25 protein-coding genes are annotated in these 23,995 nt (G+C 60.0%); 23 read left to right on the forward strand and 2 right to left on the reverse strand.

From position 1 onward, the window contains the following. The 18 genes from Q0T48_RS07060 to Q0T48_RS07145 all read left to right on the forward strand — a co-directional run. Nucleotides 1-189: hypothetical protein (locus Q0T48_RS07060; protein ID WP_295954335.1), on the forward strand; the 189-nt coding region annotated here is incomplete at its 5' end. Then, a complete protein-coding gene (gene rfbF, locus Q0T48_RS07065; RefSeq protein ID WP_295954337.1) occupies nt 186-956 on the forward strand; it encodes a glucose-1-phosphate cytidylyltransferase in 771 nt (256 codons plus the stop codon). The genes Q0T48_RS07060 and rfbF, both read left to right, overlap by 4 nt. Then, nucleotides 956-2,002 carry a CDP-glucose 4,6-dehydratase gene (gene rfbG / locus Q0T48_RS07070; RefSeq protein ID WP_295954340.1) on the forward strand — a complete coding sequence of 349 codons (1,047 nt, stop codon included), beginning with the start codon at nt 956-958 and terminating at the stop codon, nt 2,000-2,002. The genes rfbF and rfbG overlap by 1 nt, the downstream gene beginning before the upstream one ends. A 71-nt stretch (nt 2,003-2,073) precedes the next feature. Then, nucleotides 2,074-2,622 (forward strand): dTDP-4-dehydrorhamnose 3,5-epimerase family protein, encoded by a 549-nt coding sequence (locus tag Q0T48_RS07075; protein ID WP_295954342.1) that lies wholly within the window; start codon nt 2,074-2,076, stop codon nt 2,620-2,622. Beyond that, entirely contained in the window at nt 2,619-3,848 is a 1,230-nt protein-coding gene (locus Q0T48_RS07080) for a class I SAM-dependent methyltransferase (RefSeq protein WP_295954345.1), read from the forward strand. The genes Q0T48_RS07075 and Q0T48_RS07080 overlap by 4 nt, the downstream gene beginning before the upstream one ends. Continuing rightward, the gene (locus Q0T48_RS07085) at nt 3,845-4,732 is read left to right on the forward strand and encodes an NAD(P)-dependent oxidoreductase (RefSeq protein WP_295954346.1); all 888 of its coding nucleotides are present in this window, start codon (nt 3,845-3,847) and stop codon (nt 4,730-4,732) included. Before Q0T48_RS07080 ends, Q0T48_RS07085 begins: the two co-directional genes overlap by 4 nt. A 13-nt stretch (nt 4,733-4,745) precedes the next feature. Further along, the gene (locus tag Q0T48_RS07090) at nt 4,746-5,525 is read left to right on the forward strand and encodes a cephalosporin hydroxylase family protein (protein WP_295954349.1); all 780 of its coding nucleotides are present in this window, start codon (nt 4,746-4,748) and stop codon (nt 5,523-5,525) included. Further along, on the forward strand, nt 5,518-7,170 hold the full coding sequence (locus Q0T48_RS07095) for a tetratricopeptide repeat protein (protein ID WP_295954352.1): 1,653 nt from the start codon (nt 5,518-5,520) through the stop codon (nt 7,168-7,170). Before Q0T48_RS07090 ends, Q0T48_RS07095 begins: the two co-directional genes overlap by 8 nt. A gap of 48 nt (nt 7,171-7,218) precedes the next feature. Next, on the forward strand, nt 7,219-8,385 hold the full coding sequence (locus tag Q0T48_RS07100; RefSeq protein ID WP_295954355.1) for an aminotransferase class I/II-fold pyridoxal phosphate-dependent enzyme: 1,167 nt from the start codon (nt 7,219-7,221) through the stop codon (nt 8,383-8,385). A 24-nt stretch (nt 8,386-8,409) separates the two neighbouring features. After that, a complete protein-coding gene (locus tag Q0T48_RS07105; protein WP_295954358.1) occupies nt 8,410-8,640 on the forward strand; it encodes an acyl carrier protein in 231 nt (76 codons plus the stop codon). Between the two features lie 101 nt (nt 8,641-8,741). Beyond that, nucleotides 8,742-9,683, forward strand: a complete 942-nt coding sequence (locus tag Q0T48_RS07110; RefSeq protein ID WP_295954361.1) for a ketoacyl-ACP synthase III — start codon at nt 8,742-8,744, stop codon at nt 9,681-9,683. After that, nucleotides 9,680-10,423 carry an SDR family oxidoreductase gene (locus Q0T48_RS07115; protein WP_295954364.1) on the forward strand — a complete coding sequence of 248 codons (744 nt, stop codon included), beginning with the start codon at nt 9,680-9,682 and terminating at the stop codon, nt 10,421-10,423. The genes Q0T48_RS07110 and Q0T48_RS07115 overlap by 4 nt, the downstream gene beginning before the upstream one ends. Then, nucleotides 10,423-11,166: an SDR family NAD(P)-dependent oxidoreductase gene (locus tag Q0T48_RS07120; RefSeq protein ID WP_295954366.1), complete on the forward strand. Its 744-nt coding sequence runs from the start codon at nt 10,423-10,425 to the stop codon at nt 11,164-11,166. The genes Q0T48_RS07115 and Q0T48_RS07120 overlap by 1 nt, the downstream gene beginning before the upstream one ends. A 5-nt stretch (nt 11,167-11,171) precedes the next feature. Beyond that, nucleotides 11,172-11,801: a DapH/DapD/GlmU-related protein gene (locus Q0T48_RS07125; RefSeq protein ID WP_295954370.1), complete on the forward strand. Its 630-nt coding sequence runs from the start codon at nt 11,172-11,174 to the stop codon at nt 11,799-11,801. A 16-nt stretch (nt 11,802-11,817) separates the two neighbouring features. Further along, a complete protein-coding gene (locus Q0T48_RS07130) occupies nt 11,818-12,969 on the forward strand; it encodes an aromatic ring-hydroxylating dioxygenase subunit alpha (protein ID WP_295954372.1) in 1,152 nt (383 codons plus the stop codon). A gap of 41 nt (nt 12,970-13,010) precedes the next feature. Continuing rightward, on the forward strand, nt 13,011-14,327 hold the full coding sequence (locus tag Q0T48_RS07135; RefSeq protein WP_295954374.1) for an FkbM family methyltransferase: 1,317 nt from the start codon (nt 13,011-13,013) through the stop codon (nt 14,325-14,327). Nucleotides 14,328-14,363: 36 nt separating this feature from the next. Continuing rightward, nucleotides 14,364-14,963 (forward strand): DapH/DapD/GlmU-related protein, encoded by a 600-nt coding sequence (locus tag Q0T48_RS07140; protein ID WP_295954376.1) that lies wholly within the window; start codon nt 14,364-14,366, stop codon nt 14,961-14,963. Between the two features lie 28 nt (nt 14,964-14,991). Continuing rightward, nucleotides 14,992-16,173: an FkbM family methyltransferase gene (locus Q0T48_RS07145; protein ID WP_295954378.1), complete on the forward strand. Its 1,182-nt coding sequence runs from the start codon at nt 14,992-14,994 to the stop codon at nt 16,171-16,173. A gap of 131 nt (nt 16,174-16,304) precedes the next feature. Here Q0T48_RS07145 and Q0T48_RS07150 read toward each other — a convergent pair whose 3' ends face one another. After that, entirely contained in the window at nt 16,305-17,534 is a 1,230-nt protein-coding gene (locus Q0T48_RS07150) for a flagellin (protein WP_295954380.1), read from the reverse strand. Nucleotides 17,535-17,774: 240 nt separating this feature from the next. Between Q0T48_RS07150 and Q0T48_RS07155 the strand changes: the two genes are divergently transcribed. From Q0T48_RS07155 to Q0T48_RS07170, 4 genes are all read left to right on the forward strand, one after another. After that, nucleotides 17,775-18,992: a flagellin gene (locus tag Q0T48_RS07155; RefSeq protein ID WP_295954382.1), complete on the forward strand. Its 1,218-nt coding sequence runs from the start codon at nt 17,775-17,777 to the stop codon at nt 18,990-18,992. A 191-nt stretch (nt 18,993-19,183) separates the two neighbouring features. Then, a complete protein-coding gene (fliD, locus tag Q0T48_RS07160) occupies nt 19,184-20,611 on the forward strand; it encodes a flagellar filament capping protein FliD (RefSeq protein WP_295954384.1) in 1,428 nt (475 codons plus the stop codon). Nucleotides 20,612-20,719: 108 nt separating this feature from the next. Next, nucleotides 20,720-21,130 (forward strand): flagellar export chaperone FliS, encoded by a 411-nt coding sequence (fliS, locus tag Q0T48_RS07165; RefSeq protein WP_295954390.1) that lies wholly within the window; start codon nt 20,720-20,722, stop codon nt 21,128-21,130. Nucleotides 21,131-21,158: 28 nt separating this feature from the next. Then, nucleotides 21,159-21,458 carry a flagellar protein FliT gene (locus Q0T48_RS07170; protein WP_295954392.1) on the forward strand — a complete coding sequence of 100 codons (300 nt, stop codon included), beginning with the start codon at nt 21,159-21,161 and terminating at the stop codon, nt 21,456-21,458. 297 nt (nt 21,459-21,755) lie between these two features. On the opposite strand, the gene fliE is transcribed toward Q0T48_RS07170, so the two are convergent. Continuing rightward, a complete protein-coding gene (fliE, locus tag Q0T48_RS07175) occupies nt 21,756-22,022 on the reverse strand; it encodes a flagellar hook-basal body complex protein FliE (protein WP_295954452.1) in 267 nt (88 codons plus the stop codon). A gap of 228 nt (nt 22,023-22,250) precedes the next feature. Here fliE and fliF point away from each other — a divergent pair, with 228 nt between their 5' ends. Continuing rightward, a complete protein-coding gene (gene fliF / locus Q0T48_RS07180) occupies nt 22,251-23,987 on the forward strand; it encodes a flagellar basal-body MS-ring/collar protein FliF (RefSeq protein ID WP_295954395.1) in 1,737 nt (578 codons plus the stop codon). Nucleotides 23,988-23,995: the final 8 nt, after the last annotated feature.

The following is a 23,995-nucleotide window of genomic DNA, read 5'->3' on the forward strand; positions in this document are numbered from 1 at the left end:
GACAGCGAAGACGACTACGTTGAAAAAGTACTGGCTTTGGCGGGTGACCTGCCCGCACTGGCCCGCCAACGCGCCACGCTGCGGGCCCAGATGCAGGCCAGCCCGCTGATGGACGAAGAGGGCTTTGCCCGCACGGTGGAAGCCGCTTACCAGGACATGTTTGCCCGCTGGCAGGAGACGCAAAAATGAAAGCTGTGATTTTGGCCGGGGGCTTGGGTACCCGGATTTCCGAAGAAACCCATCTCCGTCCCAAGCCGATGATCGAAATCGGCGGCAAGCCCATCCTGTGGCACATCCTGAAGATGTATTCCGCCCATGGCGTGAACGACTTCGTGATCTGCTGCGGCTACAAGGGCTACATCATCAAAGAGTACTTTGCCAACTACTTCCTGCACATGTCCGACGTGACCTTTGACATGGCCAACAACCGCATGGAAGTGCACCACAAGCATGCCGAACCCTGGAAGGTCACGCTGGTCGATACCGGCGACGACTCCATGACCGGTGGCCGCCTGCGCCGCGTGGCCGACTATCTGAAAGACGAGCAAGCTTTTTGCTTCACTTACGGCGACGGCGTGTCCGATGTGGACATCACGGCCAGTATCGCCTTCCACCACCAGCACGGCAAGCTGGCCACCGTCACCGCCGTTCAGCCCCCTGGCCGTTACGGAGCCCTGAGCATGCAAGGCCCGGTGGTGCAAGGTTTCACCGAAAAGCCGCGTGGTGATGGGGGCTTGATCAACGGTGGCTTCTTCGTGCTCTCGCCCCAGGTGCTGTCACGCATTGGTGGCGACAGCACCAGCTGGGAAGGCGAACCCCTGGCGGGCCTGGCCGCCGAGGGCCAGCTCATGGCCTTTGAGCACACCGGCTTCTGGCAACCCATGGACACCTTGCGCGAGAAGAACTTGCTGGAAGAACTCTGGTCGTCCGGCAAAGCCCCCTGGAAAACATGGTGATGTGGCAGGACACCCCTGTTTTCCTCACCGGCCACACCGGCTTCAAAGGTGGCTGGCTGGCCCTGTGGCTGCACGCGCTGGGGGCCAAAGTACATGGCTATGCGCTGGACCCGAACACCACGCCGAATCTGTTTGACGTAGCCCGCGTGGCCGAGGCGCTGGCCAGCGACACCCGGGCCGATTTGGCCGACCGCGCAGCTTTGCAAGCCGCGTTGTCCGCCGCCCAGCCCACGGTGGTCTTTCACCTGGCCGCCCAGCCGCTGGTGCGCGCCAGCTATGCCGACCCGCTGGGCACCTTCGCCACCAACGTCATGGGCACAGCCCACCTGCTGGAAGCCGTGCGCAGCGTGCCCAGCGTGCGCGCCGTGGTGGTGGTGACCACCGACAAGGTCTATGACAACCGCGAATGGGTCTACCCCTACCGCGAAAGCGATGCGCTGGGCGGGCACGATCCCTACAGCGCCAGCAAAGGCGCGGCCGAAATCGTCACGGCCAGCTACCGCGCCAGCTTCTTCCACGCGCCCGGGTCGGCGCAGATCGCCACCGCCCGGGCGGGCAACGTCATCGGCGGCGGTGACTGGGCGGCTGACCGGCTGGTGCCGGATTGCCTGAAAGCCTTTGCCGACCAGCAGCCGGTACCACTGCGCTTTCCCGGCGCGGTGCGGCCCTGGCAGCACGTGCTGGAGCCGTTGTCGGGCTATCTGCGCCTGGCCGAAGCTTTGCTGGAAGGCCAAGCCGCCAGTGGCTGGAACTTCGGCCCCGATGCCCGCAGCGATGCCACTGTGGGCCAGGTCGCCCAGCGCCTGGCCGTGCTGTGGGGGCAGGGTGCGCGGGTGGACATTCCCGAGGGCGGTAACCACCCGCACGAAGCGGGGCAGTTGCGCCTGGACATCACCCGCGCACGTGCCGAACTCGGTTGGCAGCCGCGCTGGAGCCTGGACGATGCCCTGGCCCACACCGTGGCCTGGCACCTCGCCTGGCTGGCTGGGGACGACATGGCGGTCGCCAGCCGCGCCCAGATAGCTGTATTTGGTGGCATTCAGTGATTGCTATATTATTTATAGCTACTAGTGTATATTGAACATACGCTAGAGCCCAATTTAATGCTTAAAACTGTATGAGCCGCTTTATTTTCCATCCCACCCCCATCGCCGGCCTGGTCGCCATCGAGCGCCTGCCGCTGGGCGATGCACGCGGTTTTCTGGAGCGGCTGTTCTGCGCCGACGACCTGGCCCCCGCAGGCTGGACCGGCCCCATGGCCCAGATCAACCATACCTTCACCGCCGAGCCCGGTACGGTACGCGGCCTGCATTACCAGCGCGCACCGCACGCCGAGACCAAGCTGGTCAGCTGCCTGGTGGGCGCAGTGTGGGATGTGGCGGTGGACCTGCGGCCAGGTTCGCCCACCTATTTGCAGTGGCATGCCGAAGCGCTGTCGGCCGACAACCACCGCGCCCTGCTGATCCCCCCCGGCTGCGCCCATGGTTTCCAGACCCTGAACGCCGGCGTGCAGATGCTGTATTGCCATTCCCAAGCCTACGCCCCGCACAGCGAAGGCGGCCTGCACCCCCAAGACCCGCGTCTGGCCATTCCGTGGCCGCTACCGGTACACGGCTTGTCGCTCCGCGATGCCAGCCATCCATACATCCAAGGAGAGTCAGTGTGAAATGCCGCCACTGCGCTACTGAACTCAGTTTGCCCTTCCTCGACCTGGGCAGCGCCCCGCCCAGCAATGCCTATCTGACCGCCACCACCGTCAACGCCCCCGAGGTCTGGTATCCCCTGCGCCTGCTGGTGTGCCAAAACTGCTGGCTGGTGCAAACCGAAGACCATGCCGGGCGCGAGGCCCTGTTTACCGACGACTACGCCTACTTCAGCAGCTTCAGCAGCTCCTGGCTGGCCCACGCCAAAGCCTATGTGGAGGCCATGCAGGCGCGCTTTGCCCTGGGTGCCGACAGCCGGGTGGTGGAGATTGCCGCCAACGACGGCTACCTGCTGCAGTACGTGCAGGCCGCAGGCGTGCCCTGCTATGGCATTGAACCCACCGCCAGCACCGCAGCCGCAGCCAAGGCCAAGGGCATCGCGGTGGTCGAGCGGTTTTTTGGCGTAGAGCTGGCGCAAGAACTGGCCGCCCAGGGCCAGCAGGCCGATCTGACAGCCGCCAACAATGTGCTGGCCCATGTGCCCGACATCAACGACTTCGTGGCCGGGTTTGCCGTGCTGCTCAAGCCCCAGGGCGTGGCCACCTTCGAGTTTCCGCACCTGCAGCAAATGGTGCAGCAGTGCCAGTTCGACACCGCCTACCACGAGCACTATTCCTACCTGTCGCTCACTGCGGTGCAGCGCATCTTTGCGGCCAACGGCCTGCAGGTGTTTGACGTGCAAGAGCTGCCCACCCACGGCGGCAGCCTGCGCGTGTTCGCCCAGCGCGTCGACACCGGGCAGCAGCCGGTCGCCCCCGCCGTGCAGCAGGTATTGGTGGCCGAGACCGCTGCGGGCATGCAAACGGCAGATTTTTATAGCCAATTTGGCCTTCAGAGCATGCGGATAGTGCGTGAGTTGCTCTCATTTTTGGTAAGTGCCGCGCATTCAGGCCACCCAGTGGCCGCCTACGGTGCCGCCGCCAAAGGCAATACCTTGCTGAACTTTGCCGGGGTGCGGCCGCACCTGCTGCCCTATGTGGTGGACAAAAACCCGGCCAAGCAGGGCAAGTTCTTGCCCGGCAGCCGCATTCCCATCCTGGACGATGCCTTTCTGCGTGCCCAGCAGCCGCGCTATGTGCTCATCCTGCCGTGGAACCTGCAGGCCGAGGTGATGGAGCAGCTGGCCTACATCCGCGAATGGGGTGGCCGCTTTGTCACCGCCGTGCCGGGCCTGGCCATCCACCCATGAAGATTCTGCTCACCGGTGCCAGTGGCTACCTGGGCCGCCATGTGCTGGCCTGCCTGCGTCAGCAGGGTGCCGACGTGGTGGTACTGGGGCGCCGCCTGCCCGTGGGGTTTGAAGATGTGCCCCTGGTGCATTGCGACTTGCTGGATGGCGTGAACCTCACGCAGGCCGTGCAGGAGGCCGGGGCCACCCATCTGCTGCACCTGGCCTGGACCACCGAGTACGGTGTCTATTGGACATCCCCCCTCAACTTCCGCTGGGCCGATGCCACGCTGCGCCTGCTGCAGGCCTTTGCCGATGCAGGCGGCCAGCACGTGGCCATCGCGGGCACCTGCGCCGAGTACGACTGGGCGCAAGGGACTTTGGTGGAGAACGTCAGCCCTTACGCCCCCGCCACCCTGTACGGCGTGGTCAAGGATGCCACCCGCCGCATGGCCGCCGCCCTGTGTGCACAGCGCGGCGTGTCGCTGGCCTGGTGCCATATCTTCTTTCCGTTTGGTCCGGGCGAAGCGCCGCAGCGCATGCTGCCCTCGCTGGTGCGGGTGTTCCAGGGCCAGGTGGCACCGTTTGGCGTGAACACTGCCGCCTACCGGGGCATGCTGCCGGTGACCGACGCGGCCAGCGCCTTGGCTACGCTGCTGGTGCAGGGCTGCAACGGTAACTTCAATATCTGCTCCGGCCAGCCTGCGCTGATCGGCGACGTGGTGCGCACCCTTGCCCGCCTGTGCGGTGCCGACCCCGGCCCCGTGTTGGCGCTGGCCTCTGCCCGTGCGGGCGACCCGCCGGTGCTGGTGGGTGACATATCCCGGCTGCGCGCCACAGGCTGGCGGCCACAATCCACGCTGGAGCAAGGCCTGGCGGCCATGGTCCAGCCCCATCTGGTTTAACGAGGACTCCCCCATGACCCCCGAACAACAATTTGCCGCTGAACGTGCCGAGCGCCTGGCCGCCTATGCCCAGGACGGCGCTTTCAAAGACCTGTCGCGCCAGTGGCTACAGACCTCGATGGACAAAAAGTATGTCTACAACTACGACTGGCTGGGCCGCCCCATCATCCAGTACCCGCAGGACATGGTGGCCATCCAGGAACTGGTGTGGACCGTACGGCCCGATCTGATCATCGAAACCGGCATTGCCCACGGCGGCTCGCTGGTCCTCAGTGCGTCCCTGCTGGCCATGTTGGACATGTGCGATGCCATCGAGAGCGGCAGCACCATCGACCCGCGCCAGTCGGCCCGCAAGGTGATCGGCATCGACATCGACATCCGCGAGCACAACCGCGCTGCCATCCAGGCCCATCCCATGGCCAGCCGCATCCAGATGGTGCAGGGCTCGTCCATCGCGCCCGATGTGGTGGCCCAGGTGCATGCTGCCGCCCAAGGTTTCAAGAAGGTTATGGTGTTCTTGGACTCCATGCACACCCACGACCATGTGCTGGGCGAGCTGAATGCCTACGCACCCTTGGTTACCCCCGGCAGCTACTGCGTGGTGTTCGACACCTTTGTGGAAGATATGCCGCCCCAGTTCTTTGCCGACCGCCCCTGGGACGTGGGTAACAACCCCAAGACGGCCACCCGCCAATGGCTGCAGGGCCACCCCGAGTTTGTGGTGGATCCGGCCATGGAGTCGCGCCTGATGGTGACGGTGGCCCCCGAGGGCTTTTTGAAGTGCCATGGTTGATCTGATTGTCGGGCTGGACCCGGCCCAGGTGGTTTTGCTGGCTTTGCTGGAGGGCGAGGCCTGCGAGGCGCGGCAGGACTACCAGCGCGCCATCCTGCATTACATGGAGGCACTGGCCGTCAACCCCCAGCACGTAGATGTCTGGTGCCGACTGGGCCGCATCTTCATGCTGGGCCCGGATTGGAACCGGGCCATCGAGGTGCTGGAAACCGCCTTGCATCTCAGCCCTGGCCTACCGTATGCGCAGAAATTTCTGGCCTTGGCCCACTTCAACCTGGGTCACCGGGATCTGGCGATCACGCTGATCGAAGAGGCCGCCCGGCACAGCCACGAGTCGAATATCTGGGTGCTGCGGGCCTGGATCCGCTGCAACATCGACAAAGACCCCGCCCGCACCCTGGCCGTGTTCCAGGACTGGGGCCGCCGCTTTGCCGACCCGCTGACCCGTAAGGCTGTGCCGTTTCAAAAACAAGACCGTCGCCCGGGTAAAAAGCTGCGCGTGGGCTACGTGACGGCCGACTTCCGGGTGCACTCCATCGCTTTCTTCATGCAGCCAGTGCTACAGCACCATGACCCGGAGCAGGTAGAGATTTATGTGTACTCGGGTGGCAAGCACGACTACATCACGGAGGCGATGCAGCAGGATGTGCCGCACTGGCACGACACCATGGGCATGTCGGACGATGCGCTGTACCAGCTCATCCGCTCTCACCAGATCGATGTGCTGGTGGATTTGTCGGGCCACACCGCCGAAAACCGCCTGCTGGTGTTTGCCCGCCGGGCTGCACCTGTGCAGGTCACCTGGCTGGGCTTCATGAATACCCTGGGCATGAAGGGTATGGACTACCGGCTGACCGATGGCGGGACGGACCCGTTGGGCAATGAAGTGCTTTATACCGAAAAGCTGTTTCGTTTGCAGTGCATGGCCAGCTACGTACCACCGCGGCACGCACCGCTGCTGCAGCAACTGCCCATGGAGACCAACGGCTACCCGACCCTGATTTCACTGAACAACTCGTTCAAGGTCACCGACGCCATGCTGCGTGTGTGGGCCCGTATCCTGGCGTTGTGCACCGATGCCCGGCTGCTCATCATGGTCAAGGAATCGACTCCAGATGCGGCCCAGGCAGCCATGCAGCCGCGGGTGGAGGAGGCCGGCCTGCCGATAGAGCGGGTGTCGGTGGTGCCGCAGTTGCTGCTGGAGCAGTTTATGGAATTGGGTTTTGTGGCCGATGTGGCACTCGACACCTCCCCTGTGTCGGGCGGTACCACCACATTGCATGCGCTGTGGATGGGTTTGCCGGTGGTTGCGTTAGACGCACAGCGGGCTATCGACTCGTCTAGCGCCCGGATTTTGGGCGGCATTGGCTTGGGCGAGCTGGTGGCGAGTGACGAAGACGCTTACGTCAGGCTCACGGTCGAGCTCTTGCAAAATCCGGAACGTCTGGCGGGCTACCGTGCCAGCACCCGCACCTATTTGACCCAGAGCGTGCTAATGGACTACCCCAGCCGCACCGCCGAGGTGGAGGCCGCCTACCGCCTGATGTGGCTGAACTATCTGTGCAAGGCGCCGCGCTACCTGGACAGTGGCTGCGATGTGGCGCAGGCGTTGCGTGCGGCAGAGGGTTTTCAGGCAGGTAAGTAGGGGGCTATTCTGGCCATTTCAGCCGGCCTCTGCGTGTAGACTGACCAGATGCATTTAGAAACCTCTGTTCCCCTGCTGGTACCGGATTTGCCGAGTCCGCAAGAGCTGATGCCCTATTTGCAACGCATGCACGCCGCCCGGCACTATTCCAATTTTGGCCCTTTAGTGTGCGAACTGGAGCAGCTGCTGGCGGCCCGCTTCCAGGTGGCCACACCCGCAGCGTCCGTCACCACAGCCAGCAGTGCCACGTTGGCACTGGAGCTGGCCTTGACCGCTTTGGCCTTGCCTCCAGGCTCCAAGGTTCTGGTGCCCGCCCTCACTTTTGTCGCCACTGCTACGGCCGTGGTGCGCGCAGGCTATGTGCCGGTGCTGGGCGATGTAGATCCCGATAGTTGGCTGATGACCCCTGGCATGGCCTGGCAGATGCGCCAGCATGTGGCGTTTGACGCGGTGGTTCCCGTGGCCACCTTTGGTGCGCCGCAGGACATGGCTGCCTGGAGCTTGTTTGAACAGTCCACCGGCTTGCCGGTGATCGTGGATGCAGCAGGGGCTTTTGGCAGTCAGTGGCTGCACGGCAGCCAGGGCACGTTGGTGTTCAGCTTGCACGCCACCAAGTCCTTGCCCGCAGGCGAGGGCGGGCTGGTGGTGTCCACCAATACAGCGCTGGTGGCCAAGGTCCGGCAAATGTCTAATTTCGGTATCAATTTGCAGCCTGGTGCGCGCGTGCCTACTGGGGTGCTGGCCAGCATTGGCACCAACGCTAAAATGAGCGAATACCACGCAGCCGTGGGCTTGGCATCGTTGTCCCGCTGGGACGCTGGTGCGCAACGACGGCGCGAACTCTACAGCGCCTTGCGCTCCGGTCTGGATGCGGCAACCGGGGATGCCTTGCGTTGGCAAACCACCCTACCAGGCGGCATTGTGGCACCGGGATTGCTGTGCGCCCGCATGCCCAGCGCCGCCGACCGGTTGCGCCTGGAGCGTCTGTGCCAGAAATTGAAAATTGGAACCCGGCGGTGGTACCAGCCTTTGCTGGGAGAGATACGCGGTACGGCTGCGCGCTGGGAGTCCGCGCCTACTCCGAACGCCAATGCGATTGCCCGTGATTTGATCGGATTGCCGTTTTTCCCGTCCATGACGGCACCGCAGCTGAATGCGGTGGTCGAGGCGGTGGGCCAAGCTGTGGTGTCAGACCGGGTTAAGGCATTGGTCTGAATTTGTTTGATTTTTAAGGGAGAGATGCCTGTGAGCACCGTGAATGCATTCGTAGAAAAATTTTTGGAAGCCGTTGATTTTCAAGACCCCGTAGCCGTCACCGGTGATACCTTGCTGGCCAGCTTGCCCGAATGGGATTCACTGGCCGCCTTGGGTGTCATCGTGATGTGCGATATGGAATATGGCAAAACCATCTCTGGCAATGATCTGAAAAACTGCGCTACGGTAGCCGACATCCACGCTCTGCTGGGCTAAAGCAGATGGGCACTTCCACTTTGCACCATGTTCGCTATGCCGGAATGGCCTCGTGCGTGCCCCGCACGGTGCTGTCGAACGTGCAAGACTGCCCGCCCGCCATGCGTTCCGAACGTGAGCGGCTGGTGCGCAACATCGGCATCCATCAACGGCGCATGTGCTTTGGGTGGCAATGCTTCTCGGACCTGGCGGTGGAGGCCACCGGCGTGCTGCTGGCCGACCTGGGCTGGGCGCGCGAGGAGGTGGACGCAGTGATTGTGGTCACCCAGTCGCCCGACTACCTGATTCCGGCCACGGCCATCATCTTGCAAGACCGGTTGGGCCTGCCCAAGACCAGTATCGCGTTCGATGTGAATCTGGGCTGCTCGGGCTATACCTATGGGCTGCAGATACTGGGCAGCCTGATTGCCTCGGGGGCGGTGAAAAAAGGCCTGCTGATGGTGGGCGACAAGTCGGCCACGGTGGTGGACCCGTTGTTTTCTGATGCAGGCACCGTCACTGCGCTGGAGTACGTGCAAGATGCCCCGCCCATGTACTTCGACATGAATAGCGACGGCAGCGGCTACAAGGCCATCATGCTGCCCGTCGGGGGCCACCGCGAGCCCTACGGCGTGGAGCACACCACCCCTCGGCGCGATGAGTTCGGTGTGCTGCGCTGGCTGGACGATCTGGTGCTGGATGGCCCTGCCGTGCTGAGTTTTTCTACCCAACAGATTCCCCCGGCAGTGCGCAGGTTGATGGAGTTCAGCCAGATGGCAGATACCGATATTGACTACTTTTTGTTCCACCAAGCCAACAAGCTCATCAACGAAACCATCCGCAAAAAGTTGGGTTTGTCGCCGGAAAAAGTGCCGTCTACCCTGGCCGATTTTGGCAATACCAGCGGAGCCTCGATTCCCGTCACCATGACCGCACGGCTGCGTGAGGCCTTGTTGGGCGGGCGCAAACGGCTGCTGATGTCGGGCTTTGGCATCGGTCTGTCCTGGGGTTCTTGCATTGTGGATATTGAGGGGGCCAAGTTCCCGGAGATGGTGGAGCTGTGAGTTCGGCTTTCAGTTTGGCAGGCAAGGCGGTGCTGGTGACAGGCGCATCGTCTGGTATTGGCCGGGCTACTGCGGTGCTGTGTGCGGGCATGGGGGCTGCCGTGTGGCTGACCGGGCGCGACCCGGTGCGCCTGCAAGCCACGCTGGACAGCTTGCCCGGTGCCGGCCATGGGCAGTACGTGGCGGATCTGACCGATGAAGCCGCTCGCAACGCTCTGGTAGATAGCCTGCCAGCGCTGGACGGCTGCGTGTTCTGTGCCGGAGCGGTCGAATTGGTGCCTGCCCGGTTGGTGTCTGAAAAGCATCTCAACGACATGATGCAAATCAACTTTAATGTGCCGGTGTTGCTGACGCAGCGCCTGCTGGCCCGCAAACGCGTTCGCGACGATGCTTCGCTGGTGTATGTGACCGCGGTGGCTGAGCGCATTGCGCCCGTGGCCACCAGTATGTACTCGGCGGCTAAAGCCGCGTTGACTGCCTATGTGCGAACCCTGGCACTCGAGCATGCCAAGCGGCGCATCCGCGCCAACTGCGTATCACCTGGGTATGTGGCCACCCCCATGTTGACTGCGCTGGCTAGCACGGCCGATATGCAGGACAAGCTGGACCTGACCCCGTTGGGCACGATAGAGCCGAGCGATGTGGCCCATGGCATTGGTTATCTGTTGGCCCCGGCCAGCCGCTGGGTGACGCGCAGCTCTCTGCTGATTGATGGTGGCCTGTCGCTGCCCATGCGCTGATGTCCAGCCCCTTCCATGACCCCTTTCGCCTGGATGGCAAGACGGTGCTGGTGACTGGCGCTTCCAGTGGCATCGGACAGGCCATTGCCGTACAAGCGGCCCTGGCCGGTGCGCAATTGGTGCTGAGTGGCCGCGACACAGCACGGCTGGAGGCCGTACATGCCTCCCTGGCGGGCTCTGGCCACCGCTGCTTGGCGGCCGACCTGACCGATACCGCGCAGATCCAGACCCTGGCGGATGCCGTGGGTGCCGTCGATGGCGTGGTGCACAGTGCGGGCGTCGATGGCGTAGCCCCCATGCGCATGCTCAACGCGAAAATGCTGGACCGGGTGCTGCAGACCAATTACTACGCGCCGATGCTGCTGACCCAGCGCCAGTTGGCCCGGCAGTGGATCCGCCCCGGTGGCTCGGTACTGCTGCTGGCTTCGATTGCCGCATTGACGGGCAAGGTCGGTGTCGGCCCCTATTCAGGTTCCAAAAGTGCCTTGATTGGCAGCATGCGCTGCCTGGCACTGGAGGTGGCCAAGCGCGGTATCCGCGTCAATGCACTTTGTCCCGGTCTGGTGGAAACACCGCTGCTGAATATGCACCGAGACTTGCTGGAAAACGCCGACAAAGCCTACCCGCTGGGTTTGGGGCAGCCTGAAGATATTGCCTATGCCGCCATCTACTTTCTGAGCGATGCCAGCCGCAAGGTCACTGGCACCACGTTCAGCCTAGATGGTGGCATTCCGTTTACCTGAACCGTATGCAAGATATTTTGGTGGTTAACGCGGGCGGCTTCGGTCGCAACATGGCGGCGTTGGCGCGGGCCGAGCACCGGCATGGTGTGGAATGGGCCGTGCGCGGTTTCCTGGATAGCCGCACCCACTTGGCAGTACCCCCCGATTTGCCCATTCTGGGCGATCCATTTACCCATGTTTGCCAGCCGGGGCAGCTGTTTGTGTGTGCGCTGGGCGATCCGCACGCGCGCCGTCGTTTTGCTGCTCCGTTGTTGGCTCAAGGGGCGGAATTCATGCATTTGGCACCCGGCATGCACCGAGCTGAGCGCGTGCAGATCGGCCGAGGCTGCATGTTTGAACACAGCGTGTCGCTGGGCGCGGACACCGTCTTGGGCGACTTTGTGGCGATGCTGTCGACCAGCATCATTGGCTATGACGTGCGCATTGGCTCCTACAGCACGGTGGGTAGCTTTGTGTTCATGGGCGGCGGCGTGCAGATTGGCGAAAACGTGGTGGTGCACCCGCACGCCACGATCCTGCCCGGCGTGAAGGTTGGCGACGGCGCGGTGATCGGCGCGGGCAGTGTTGTCATTGGCAATGTGCCCGCCGGGGTCACGGTGTTTGGCAACCCGGCCAAGCGGTTTGAGTTTAAGTGACGGTGCGAAGGGTGTTATGCAGTCACGCCTGACCGCCGAGGCCTACCAGTCGGAAGAATGGTTTGCGCGCGAACGCGCGCTGTTGTTCAAGCCATTGTGGCAGTTTGTGGGCTTGCTGTCCATGCTGGACCGCCACAACGCGTTCATTACCCGCAGCGTTTGGGGTGTGCCGGTAGTCGTACAAAACTTCCATGGCGAGTTGCAGGCATTTGAAAACCTGTGCTTGCACCGGCAAAACCCGTTGCAAACAGAGTCTCAGGGGGTACGCCCGCTGGTGTGCAGCTACCACGGTTGGGGTTACGGGGCCGATGGCGCCGTGCAGCACATTCCGTTTGAGGCCGATGTTTACCGTTATCCCGCTGCTGAGCGGGCCTGCCTGCGGCTGCGGCGATATGCCTTGGAAGTGGTGGGTGGCTTGGTGTTCATCAACCTGTCGGATACGCCGCTGCCGGTCACCGACCAGCTCAGCCCGGAGCTGCTGGACTCGTTGCGCGGCGTGTCGATGGCCTTTGATGGCGAGGTGCTGCAAGCGACTTTTTCGACACGGATGAACTGGAAGCTAGCCTACGAGAACTTGCGCGATAGCCACCACCCCCGCTATGTGCATGCCCAGTCGCTGTACCAGAAAGTGAAATTTGCGGTCAGTCTGGATGGGGCTGGTGTGGCCTTGTCGCAGCGTTTGCGCCAGCAAGGGGTGCCGGGACGCGACGAAGCCCTGTCCTTGATGCGTGGCTTCAGCTGCGGCGGCCCGGATGCACCGATGGAGTCATTGCCGCCTTACGCCTGGCATGCCAAGGTAGAGCGGTATGGCCATCTCGACTGGTATTACAACTGGCTGGTGTTTCCCAATTTGCATATCGCCTCAGGTTCGGGGGGCTACTCTTTCATCATTGAGCACCACGTGCCGGTGTCTGCGGGGCGCACCGACGTGGTGGTGCATTACGTCACCGCCAAGAAAAAGGCCAAATATGCAGTGTCGGCAGCGGTGCTCTTGGCCCATCTGCAAGGTGCTGAAACGGTGTTGCGCGAAGATTTTGCAGTGATGGAACGTATCCAGGCCGGACTGCACGCACAGGCCCCCACGGCGGTGTTGGGCGATTTTGAGTCGGCCAACCAAACTATTGAACACTGGTATCTTGGTCTGATGGACGCGCGATTTTCTTTATAACGCGAGCAGCAAGTTTTCGAACTTTTACCAGAGAAATATTGATGAATACTTACCCATTCTTATCAGAAGAAGTATTAACGAAAAATTTATTGTCTCTGAGGGACTCGTATGCAAAAGAGTCGTGTTTCTTTCTGGCGTGGATGGACCAAAGCTCGCAGGATTTGATGGCAGAGAAGAAATTTGTGGTTTGTGGTTCGGTGTGCCGTTCTGAAATAAAGGTGTTGGCACGCAATGCAAATGTAATCGCCATTGTGGATGATTTTTTATCCAAAACCCAGAAGGAAATATTCGGCATACCCGTGATTGATGCAGATGCTTGGGTTGAATTGTCCAGAGGCGATAGAAGCATCGTTTCATGTCTGTTGCTTCCTGGTCCCCGTGCTTACCAATATTTTATTAAATTGGCAGTGCAATGGGATGTGAGAATTATTTTGCCACTACAGTTTTTGCACATATTAAATGCGTGCAATGTTGACAAGAAAAATGAGCCAGGGCGGTTCTTTTTTTATGGAAGTGAGTTTTTCCATCGAACATACGAAAACCTCGATGCACTTTTGAGTATAAAAAATATATTTGAAGATCGCTATTCGAAGATAACTTGGCTGCATATGTTGTCATATCGGATGACCTTGAATCCCTATTACTTAGAGGCTTGCTCTGTAGGGCACTTAGGGGAAAAATTCAATCTGAATTCATATTCAACAAACAGGCAGTTCTTTAATTTTACAGAGAGTGAAGTGTACGTAGATGGTGGGGCCTTTAACGGGGATACGCTTGAAGGTTTTCTGCAGGCGGTTTCTGGAAAATTCAAGCATATTCATGCATTTGAACCATCTCTTGAAAACAACAAAGAAATTCGTAACCGGTTACGCCGCCTGCAGGACGAGTATATAAAGCCGCTGTCTAGCAGTATCACTTTGCACGAGCAAGGTTTGTGGGACTCTTCTGGCATTCTTGAATTCAATCAAAATTTCGGTGTGGATGATTTTGGGGATAAATCTCCGGTCTATGCTTTGGCTGCACACATGGTGGACTCTGGGTTCGTTGGGCATATTTATGATGCAGTGCTGGAAAAAAAGGCTTCCATCCAAGTACCAGTGGTTAGCATTGATGGTGCCACTGACCAATCTGCCACTTTTATCAAACTCGAAATTGAAGGTTCTGAGCTAAAAGCTTTACACGGGGCAGTCAAAACAATTGAAAAGAACAAGCCAAAAATGGCTATTTCTGTTTACCACAAACCAGAAGATTATGAAACCCTAACTGATTTTGTGTTGAAAACTGGCCAAAATTACAAATTGGGATTTCGGCAGCACAATCCTTTTTGTCCAGATGCCACGGTACTGTATTGTTATTAACGGACCCATACTGTGCCTCGTAAATATGTGATTGGTATGGGGTCCATGCTGGACTGGGCGTTGTCGGCATGGGCTGAGTTGGCTCCCGAGTTGGAGTTGCGAAAAATTGTTTTGTCGCAAGACAAATCGCACGCTTTCGACCTGTCGGAACTACAGGCCTTGCAGTCCGAGGATGGCACGGCATTTGTGGCCATGGGCCACCAGTTTCTTAATTACCGGCGGTTTGAGCTCATGGGCATGTTGAAGGCCATGGGTTTCAAGATGCCGCCTTTGGTGTGTTGCGGCGCGGTGGTCGCGGCCAGCGCGCGGGTTGGGGAAAATAGTTTTATTGGTTCGGGTGCGTTGGTCGGTGTGGATGCGGATATTGGTTTTAATTGCGTAGTGGGGGCTGGGGCCAATATTGGGGCCAGTACCAAAATAGGCAATTCCGCATGGCTTGCTCCAGGTGTGTTGGTGGGGGCGACCAGTAGCATCGGGGCCCATACCATTGTGGGTATGGGGGTGCTGGTGCGGGACGGCGTGCAGATCGGTAAGCAATGTGTGCTGGAAAAGCACGGGCCGGTAGCCACAGATGTGGTGGCTAAAACCTTCCATTTGGCATCGTTTGCCGACCCGGTGGTGATTTTTGGGTCGTGATTTGATTTCAGAAAATAGAACAGCCCCTATGACGGATAAAAGCAAGAATCTCAAAAAAGCTCTGCTGGACTTGGCGGCCCAGGGCACCGACCCGGTGGACCACTACAGAGCGCTGATGGCCCAGCGGCCTCTTTTTGTGCTGCAGCCGCTGTCGGGAATCGGGCGCAGCCGCTGCAAGTATTTGCTGACCTTGATGCTTGGCGTGGTGGCGCTGGTGGACGATGGTCTAACGGAGCCAGAGATGTTTGGTGTGCCCTGCTGGACGACGACCCGGTTCATGCAGCAGGCCCGCCAGCACCCTGGTGCCTTGGCGATTGATTTTTCGGACGATGCCTGGGGTCGTGGGCTGACGGCGGCCCGTTGCCTGCAGGCGGGTGTGGCGCTGGTGGATTGCATCCCGGTGCTGGCTGTGTACGGCCTGTTTTCGGTGTACGAGACGGTCAACGTCTACCGCAGCAAGACGCTGGAGCGGCTGGACGACTTTGTGCGCCTGGCAGACCGGCTGGACGACTCGCTGAGCCGCGAAACCCTGTACGCCAATCTGCTGTTCCGGCTCAGCTATGACCGCAATTGGCTGCGGTCCATCGGTACCGATGCTTCGGACGAGTATTTTTCGATGGCAGGTCAGCCCAGTACCTTTACCCTGGGCACGCAGGAGCATTTTTGCGACTGTGGTGCTTTTGAAGGCCCGGTGGTGCGCAAGTTTTTAGCGGCCAGCCAGTGGCAATACGGCAGCATCACTGCGTTTGAGCCGGACCGGACGAACTTTGCCGTGCTGTCCCAACTGTCGGATTTCCCGGTGCCCGACTTTCGGCCGGTCAATAAGGCGGTGTCAAGCCGCTGTGAAACGCTGTATTTTGAAGAAACCGGCACTATGTCCAGCCACATCGTGGACCAGGGCAGCGTCACCGTCAAAACGGTTCGGCTGGACGACGAACTGGAGCGCCTGAGCTTTTTGAAAATGGACGTGGAGGGCTTTGAAGCCAAAACCCTGCACGGTGCAGCGGGGTTGTTGGCAAAGCAGCGACCCCGTATCGCCGCCTGCGTGTACCACTACGCGCAGGACCTGTTGGACGTGGTGGAGGCGATAGACCAGCATGCGGGCGACTACCATTTCCGGTTACGCCAACACAACGTGGGCTACTACTACGATCTGGTGCTGTACGCATCGCCAATAGCTGGGTGTGAGCCATTGCCTGCATCGGCGTAATTCAACGCACTACGTCACAGTTTTCAACTTGCTATGTATTAAATAGCTACTCGTGTAGGCCGAATATGCGCCAGAGGGCTATCTTACGCACAAAAAAGGCCCCGAAGGGCCTTTTTTGTGCGTGGGGTTGCTTACTGCTGTAGCAGCGCCAGTACACCCTGTGGCAGCTTGTTGGCCTGGGCGACCATGGCCGTACCGGCTTGTTGCAAGATCTGGTTGCGTGACAAATTGGCTGTTTCCATCGCGAAGTCGGCATCCACAATCCGGCCCTTGGCGGCCGCCAGGTTTTCGACCTGGATGCTGATGTTGCTGACAGCGCTCTCAAACCGGCTTTGCAAAGCGCCCAGATTGGCACGGGCCGAATTCACTTGGTCAATCGCTGCATCGATTTTCTTCAGCGCAACCCAGGCGTTGCGCTGGGTATCGACGGTCAGCGTGTCAATTCCCAACGCGTCAGTCGTGGTGTTCGAGGCACTGATGCTCGATTGCATGCCGCCCGCACCCACGGCCAAACCGGTGGTGCCAGCCGAGAAACCGGTGAACGTGACTGCCGAAGGATCGCCATTGGAGTCCAGCTTTTGGGACAGCAAGTCGAATCGGTAGGACTGGTCGGGGTTTTGCGAGAGGTAGGCCGTGATGCCCGTGTCGGATGATTTACGGTTGATGGCTTCCACCACCTGGCCCATGCGTTCTTCGCCGGAGCTAGCAGCAGCCAGGCTGCCCAGGTCGATCGCCGAGGCCGAGCCTGTCACGCTGATCGTCAAGGTATTGGCCGCAATGGATGTCAGTGTGCTGACGGAGCTGGCTGCCACTGTGCTGGCCGACTGGTCATAAGCGTAGGCGACATCGGCCAGGCCTTTGGCGGTCGAGTTGGTCAAAGCACCCAACGATGCGACATCGCCCGAATTGGCGCCCACCTGGAACACGGCTCCGGCAAACGAACCGTCCAGGATTTTCTTGCCGTTGAACGAAGTTTGTTTGGCGATACGGTCGATTTCATCGGTCAGCTGGCCCACCTCGGCCTGCAACGCAGCACGGTCGGCCTTGCTGTTGGTGGCGTTGCTGGACTGCACCGCCAGTTCACGCATCCGTTGCAGCATGTCACCGACCTTGCCCAGCGCACCTTCAGCCGTCTGCGATAGCGAAATGCCGTCATTGGCATTGCGGGCACCGACCGTCAGGCCGCGGATCTGGGTTGTCATGCGCTCCGAAATGGCCAATCCCGCAGCATCGTCCTTGGCACTGTTCACGCGCAAACCAGAGGACAAGCGCTGCATGGAGGTGGCGAGTGAACTGCTGGACGTGGCCAGATTACGCTGTGCATTCAGCGAATTGATATTGGTGTTGATCGTGGCAGCCATTACGGAGCTCCTTTGAGGATAAATGTTGGCCAAAGCCGGTTGTGGTCAGCTCAGCTGGCCAACGACCATGAGCGGTAACTAAATTGTGGTCATTCGGGTTCGCGCCGTAACCGGGATAAGCGGCGAGAAAACCCCGGTTATTTGCGCGCTAGCCCTAAAGTTTTCGCACGGACACCCGAAAACATACCCAACGGGCCTTTTCATTGGTTCGTCATTGGACCCAACCTTAGGAGCTTTGAAATGACCACCACCATCAATACCAACGTCAATTCGCTGAATGCCCAGCGTAATTTGATGTCGTCGTCGGCTTCGCTGGCGACTTCCATGCAACGCTTGTCTTCCGGCCTGCGCGTGAACAGCGCCAAGGACGATGCCGCCGGCTTGGCTATCGCTGAGCGCTTTTCCAGTCAGATCCGCGGCCTGACGGTCGGTGCCCGTAATGCCAATGACGGCATTTCGCTGGCGCAAACGGCTGAAGGCGCGTTGGGCAAGGTCGGCGACATGCTGCAACGGATGCGTGAACTGGCGGTGCAGTCCAGCAACGCCACCAACAGCAAGGCCGACCGCGCTGCGTTGCAATCTGAAGTGAGCCAGCTGACCGACGAAGTTGACCGCATTGCCAAGCAAACCACATTCAACGGCAGAAAACTGTTGGACGGCTCTTTTTCGGGAGCCGCCTTCCAGGTGGGTGCCAATGCAGGCGACAACATTACCGTGGGCGCACTGACCAATGCGGCTGCCAACGGTTTGTCCCAAGCTGCTTATGGTTTTGACTCTTCGGCTACCAGCATTGCCGCAAGCTCGGTCAGCACCCTGACCTCGATTGCATCGGGCCTGACAATTTCGGTGACTGGTTCTGGTACCACCATCGATATCGGTGCGCTGCAGGCTGCCAGCTCGGGTTCTGAGCGTATGGGCCAATTGGTTGCGGCCATCAACCGCAAGTCTTCTGATACCGGTGTGACGGCCTTCTTGTCGCAGAACGACGACCAGACCTACCGTATCGATGTTGTGTCGCAAAAGCTGGACACAGCGGGCAACGCGGCACAGGTTACCTTTGCGGGTCTGGCCGCTGGCACAACCGGCTTGGCGATCACCACCATGGCATCCCAGCTCAGCGCAACCAGCACCACAACGGATGCACTGGGTATTGATACCTTGACCATTGGCACACAGCGTGATGCCTGGGTCGCGATCAAGAAGCTGGATTCGGCAATCGACCAGGTGGACTCTGCCCGTGCAAAATTGGGCGCTTTGCAAAGCCGGTTCGACAGCGCAACAGGCAACATCGCGATCAACATCGAAAATCTGTCTGCCTCACGCGGCCGGATTGTGGATGCCGACTTTGCCGCAGAAACGGCCAACTTGTCCCGCACGCAGATTCTGCAGCAGGCTGGTACCGCGATGGTGGCCCAGGCCAACAAGCTGCCACAAAGCGTCTTGTCGCTGCTGCAATAAGCCGCAACGGCATCTCCTCCTACAAGCCAAGCGCACCATGCGCAGTTTGTAGAGAGGTAAAGAGGGTGCTAAAACTGAAAGGCGGATAAAGGAACCCCCTTTATCCGCCGTTTTGCCTTTTGGAATGCGGATACAAATACGGCTATTCGCAGCCACAACTACTGTGGCACGTCCTTGTTCTGGAGACCATCATGGGTATTACAACAACTGGCATCGGCAGTGGTTTGGATGTCGAAGGCATCATTACCAAGCTGGTTGCGCTGGAAAAGCAGCCTTTGACCTCGCTCCAGATCAAAGCGACCATCATCCAGACCAAGATTTCCGATTACTCGCAAGTCAAGGCGCTGATGTCAACCCTGACGGACACCGCGTCCAAACTGTCGCTGGACAGCGGGTGGAATAGTTTGTCGGTGGCATCTTCTGATAGCACGGCGGTATCGGCCACGGTAACCGGCATCGCCAGCGCCACCAGCTTCAGTGTCGGTGTGCAGCAATTGGCCAAGGCACAGTCCACCGTGTCTTCGGCCGTCACGGCTGGTGTGTCGGTGGGTTCGTCTGGCACCCTGACCTTGCAACTCGGCACCTGGACCAGCAATGCTTTCACGGCGGGCTCGGCGGCCAGCGTGCCGGTTACTGTTGCGGCAACCGACACCATGGCGCAAATCGCCAACAAAATTAACGACTCCGGGGCCGGTGTGATTGCCACGGTGCTGACCGACGCGTCTGGCGACCGCCTGATGTTGCGTTCATCCAGCACAGGAGAGTCGGCCGGTTTCCGCATACAAGCCACCGACGACGACGGCAACAACACCGACAGCAGTGGCCTGTCCAAGCTTGCGTTTGACCTGGCTGCCCCCACCGCCTATGGCATGGGGGCCAACACGTACCAAGCTGGGCAAAACGCCAAGGCCACCATTAATGGCATCGCGATCACGTCCACGACCAATAAATTTGCCGGTGCAGTTGCGGGTTTGACCATCAATGCAACCGAAGTCACCACCAGCAATGTAGAAATCACCGCCACCAATGACAAGGCGGCCATTACGACCAACATCCAGGCGTTTGTCGATGCCTACAACGCGGTTAACAAGTATCTGGCCGATGCCACCGCGTATGACGCCACCACCAAGAAATCGGGCGACTTGCAGGGCGATTCCACTGCGATCGGCATGCGCAATATGCTGCGCTCTATGCTGGGCACCAGTGTGGTGGGCGGGAGTTTGACGCATTTGTCCGACATTGGCTTGAGCATTGCGCGCGACGGCAGCATGACCGTGGATGCCACCAAGCTCAGTACCGCTTTGGACAACCCCGCCAACGTGAAGACCTTGTTCGCCCAGAAGAACACCGACGCAAGCACCAACGGCATTGCCCGTAAGGTCAAGGCGTTTGCGGATGGTTTGTTGGCTTTCAGCGGAGGTTTGAACAACAAGGCCGATGCCTTGGCCGCCGAGGTCAAACGCAACTCCGATGACCAGGACAAGGTCACCGCCCGGGCTGCCTCTGTAGAGAAGCGCCTGCGCACCACCTACACCGCGCTGGACACCAAGATGGCGGGCCTGACGGCGCTCAGCACCTACATCACGCAGCAGGTGGAAGCCTGGAACAGCAGCAGGTAGGCGATGGTGTTGGCTACAAAACTTTGCGATATTTCAACCAGACGGGGCTTGAGTTTTTGAATGCACTGCCGATAACTAATACATCAAGTTCAAATGGATGCCTCCACCATGTTTACACCCGTAAGTGCCCGCGCCGCCTCCGCTTACAAACGCGTGGGTGCCCAAACCAGCATCGAAGGCGCAAGCCCCCACCAGGTGATTTGCCTGCTGTTTGAAGCGCTGGTGCAGTCCCTGCATGCTGCCCGTGGCTCCCTGGCGCGTGGCGATATCGAAGGCAAGGGCCAATCCATTGGCAAGGCCGTGCGTATCCTGGAAGAAGGCCTGAAAGCCGCTCTGGACATTGAGTCTGGTGGTGAGCTGGCGGTGAATCTGCGCGGTGTGTACAACTACAGCATTCTGCGGTTGACCACGGCGAATTTGAAGAACGACATTACTTTGATTGAAGAGGTGACGCAGTTGATCGTGCCCGTATTCGATGCCTGGAAAAGCATCCCTCTGCCCCATGTCGGCAATGCATAAGCCCCTCCCACCTTGCCGGACCCAGACCATGTCGCAAATTCTGATTGACTACTACAAAGCCATCGAGGACAGCAGCTTCAAGATGCTGAAGGCCGCCCAGATGGAAGACTGGGACGAGGTCGTGCGCTACGAAGGCGCTTGCGCCGTGCTCATTGAGCAATTGCGCCACCAGTCCATGGCCGACCAGTTGACCCCCGAGAACAAGACCGAAAAAGCCCGCATCATGCAACGCATTCTGCGCAACGACGCACAGATACGCTGCCTGACCGAGCCCTGGATCCAGCAGTTTGAGCAAATCCTGGAGTGTAAGCCCCAGTTGCTGCATTGATATAAAAATAATAGCGGCTAGCGTATATGGAACATACGTTAGAAGCCAATTTAATGAAAAAAAGCCCCGTTAGGGGCTTTTTTTCATTGGAATACCAGCCGCCTGTGGCGGTTAAGAATTCACTATGTATTTAATAGCTGTCTACGAAGGTTGGATATGCGCTAGCGACCTAAAAAGCACATAACCACCGCATAGCTGCTCCGTCCAGAACAGCGCAGGGCCGGCTTTGCCAGACTGCTGCTGTTGTCCCCTGCAAGGGGGTTGGCGAAAACACGAAGTGTGCAGCCTGGGGGGGGGTCACACCTGCATATTCATGATGTCGCTATACGCCTGCACCATGCGGTTGCGCACATGCAGCGTGGCCTGAAAGCCGATCTGGGCTTTCTGGATCGCCACCATGGTTTCTTCCAGACTCACGTTCGGGTTCTCCATCTGCACTTCATTTTGCAGTTGGGTGGCGTTGTTTTGTGCCGCACTCACCTCGGCCAGAGCGCCCTTGAGCGCGCTGGAGAAACCGGCGCTTTTCGCCTCCGAAGTGGGGGTGGTAGGCGTGCGCTGCACCATGCCCGTGCGGTTGGGCATGCTGGTCGATACGGGGGATAAGCGGAGATCCATGACAGTTCCCTCCAGGGGATGGATACGAATGCGCCAATCGTAGTGGGGCGCAGTCGGTGTATGGTGCTGAAAAGGCAGCCAAAACCCCGGCTTATCAGGCCGATGGTTTGGCGGCTTGCCCGAATAATCAAGCCCGTTAGTGGAGCAAGCTCGCGCCATACCGATCCGGAAAGCATGATGTCTGCAGTCGCCGAAATACCCGCACCGACCCTCTCGCCATTGACGCAAAGACTGGCCAATTTGGACCGTCCGCAGCGTATGCGCTTGGGCGCGGGTATCGCTTTGCTGGTGGTGGGGGCTTTAATAGCCGTACTGTTGGGGCGGCAGCCGGACTACAAGGTGCTCTATACCAACCTGGCCGACAAAGACGGTGGTGCCATCGTGGCGCAATTGTCGCAAATGAATGTGCCCTACAAGTACACCGAGGGCGGCGGTGCCATCATGGTGCCTGCCGATAAAGTGCACGACACCCGTTTGCGCCTGGCCTCCCTGGGTCTGCCCAAGGGCTCGGTGGTCGGCTTCGAGCTGATGGAAGCCAACCGCTTTGGCATGACGCAGTTCCAGGAGCGGCTGGCCTTCCAGCGCGGCTTGGAGGGCGAATTGACCCGTTCCATCCAAGCCTTGTCGTCCGTGTCCAGCGCACGGGTGCACTTGGCCCTGCCCAGCCAAAACGGATTTTTCAGAGAACAGCAAAAACCCTCGGCATCGATCTTGGTGAGCCTGCAGCCCGGCCAGTCGCTCGACCGCACGCAGCTGGCGGGCATCGTGCATTTGGTCGCCTCCAGCGTGCCCGAGCTGCTGCCCAGCGCCGTTAGCGTGCTCGACGACACCGGCAAGCTGCTGTCGCAGTCGCCCGACGGCACGGGCGGAGCCGATGCCGAGCAACTGCAGTACGTGCAACGGATTGAGCAACAGTACAGCCGCCGCATCCTGGACATGCTGGAGCCGATTGTGGGCCGCCAGAACGTTAAAGCCCAGGTCACGGCCGAGGTTGATTTTTCGCAAACCGAGTCCACCGCCGAATCGCACCGGCCCAATCTGGCTACCGATGCCAGCGCCGTGCGCAGCCAGCAGGTGGTAGAAACCGGTGGCGGGGCCCAGGGCTCGCCGCAGCCCAGCGGCATCCCCGGAGCCACCTCCAACCAGCCACCGGCTTCGGCCGCCGCGCCCATCAACGGCCCCGCCGTGGCCTTGACCGCTGCTGGCTCGGCCGGTGCGGCCGCAGCGGGCGGCCCGGCAGCCGGTGCCAAGCGCGAATCTGTGACCAATTACGAGGTGGACAAGACGGTGCGGGTGGTGCGCGGCGGCTCCGGTTCCATCAAACGGCTGAGCGCTGCTGTGGTGGTGAACCACGCCGTTGCTGCCGACGAAAAGGGCCAGCCCACCACCAAAGCGCTGAGTGAGCAGCAAATCGAGCAAATGACCGCCCTGGTGCGCGAGTCCATCGGCTTCAACAAAGACCGTGGTGATTCGGTCAACCTGATGAACGCGCCCTTCCTGGTGGACGTACCGGTGGTAGACAACACTCCGCTGTGGAAACAACCCGAAACCCTGGAGATGGCCCGTAACTTGGCCTGGCCGGTGGGCACTGTGCTGCTGGCGCTGCTGGTGATTCTGGGCCTGGTGCGCCCTGCTTTGAAAGCGATGGCGGAGCCCAAACCGGTGCCGGTGGAGCCTGCAGCCCTGGGCCCGGATGGGCAACCGCTGGCGCTGGGTATGGGGCCGCTGGGTGGCCCACTGGATGCGTTGGTGGCGGGAGATACGCCGCGCGGCACCATCATCGGCCCCGACGGCATCCAGATTCTGGCCCCCACCGACCACCAGTTGCGGCTGGAGGATGCGCGCCAACTGGCCCGCACCAACTCCACCGCTGTGGCCAATATCGTAAAAAACTGGATCAACGGCGAAGACTGAGGCAACCC

Origin of the sequence: Rhodoferax sp., assembly GCF_025354435.1 — a bacterium.
Taxonomy (GTDB): domain Bacteria; phylum Pseudomonadota; class Gammaproteobacteria; order Burkholderiales; family Burkholderiaceae_C; genus Rhodoferax_B.